Origin of the sequence: Erwinia sp. MYb416 (assembly GCF_037479575.1) — a bacterium.
Taxonomy (GTDB): Bacteria; Pseudomonadota; Gammaproteobacteria; order Enterobacterales; family Enterobacteriaceae; genus Erwinia; species Erwinia rhapontici.
Map to the genome: position 1 here is coordinate 1 of NZ_JBBGYT010000317.1, position 1,308 is coordinate 1,308.

Annotated in this window: 2 protein-coding genes; one reads left to right on the forward strand and one right to left on the reverse strand. The window is 49.5% G+C overall.

Annotated elements, in window-relative coordinates; translation table 11 throughout:
- The coding region (traF, locus tag WH277_RS03815; protein WP_339504445.1) for a conjugal transfer protein TraF at nt 1-483 on the reverse strand (483 nt) is incomplete at its 3' end.
- Nucleotides 484-945: 462 nt separating this feature from the next.
- Here traF and zur point away from each other — a divergent pair.
- The coding region (gene zur / locus WH277_RS03820; protein ID WP_339504447.1) for a zinc uptake transcriptional repressor Zur at nt 946-1,308 on the forward strand (363 nt) is incomplete at its 3' end.

Genomic DNA, 1,308 nt, shown 5'->3' on the forward strand with positions numbered 1-1,308 from the left:
AAAGGCAAAGGGCAGCACCTCATTGGGCACCGTTACCGCAAAAGCCGCGCCGGCGTTGGCCCAGGCTTTTTGACCCTTGATTTCGCGCAGTTGCTCTGCCAGATCGCCCGCTGCAGCTTGTGCACGTTGAATATCCGGTAGAGAGATAGGGAAAGTGATACCATTCGCGAGGTCTTTATAATTGTCGACGGAATCCGTCAGGTCATCCACCTTATCGACCAGTTTTCCTTTGTCGCTGATCTGCGCACCGACGGCTGGCAGGATAATACTGACGCTGTCTTCCGGTTTGGCTTTGGTCATCAGCGCCGGGTTCGCCAGCACCGCCGAACCGTAACTGGAGGAAGCTACCCCCGTCCCGCCCATCGCATCATTGCGGGCATCGAAATAGTTACCGGCGGCAAGCGCACTCAGCGGAGTAAGCAACAGAGCGGGTAATACCACTGGTGCGGAAAAACCGATTAATTTATTGAATTTATTTGCCATTGACCCCAAACCCACCATTAAAAAATGAAAAAGCGAATGCGCAAAGACACGCATAACCGAATGCCTGAATAATGAACATAAAGGCACCATTTCATTGCTGTGAATTGAGAGAAGATGAGTGGGCTTATCAGGTCATTGCCATTTTATTAATCTGTTATCACGCTAACAGTTGAACGTTCTGCATCTGTTTTTTTACAGTGCCAAACGCACACAGCCCTTTGCAAAAGGTAGTCATGAACCTTAAGCCCTGCAAATCAGATTAGGGATACTAAATAAAAAAAGAATGGTCCTGGTGCGTTCAAAACAATGATGAAATTTTTTTTACCTTCTGTACTTATCAGCAATACCAGTGAATGGTTGAGTCTGTGCTCGTGACAGAGGGTTAACTGAGGGTGAACTCGGCGTTTTGTTACAGATGTGATAAAATAACATCCTGAAATCGCCTGAGGGGGAACAATGAATATGACCAGTACTGAAAAAATCCTGTCGCAGGCGGAAGTTATCTGTCAGCAACGCAGCGTGCGACTCACGCCGCAGCGCCTTGAAGTCCTGCGTTTGATGAGTGAGCAGAATGGTGCCATTAGCGCCTACGATCTGCTTGACCTACTGCGTGCCTCCGAACCTCAGGCGAAGCCGCCCACCATCTACCGTGCGCTGGACTTCCTGCTGGAGCAGGGCTTTATCCATCGCGTAGAGTCCACCAACAGCTATGTGGTTTGTCATCACTTTGAAGAGCCGTCACACACCTCAGCCATGCTGATTTGTGACCGCTGCGGTTCAGTGGCCGAGCAGCATGCTAATGGCGTGGAAGATATTTTGAAATCG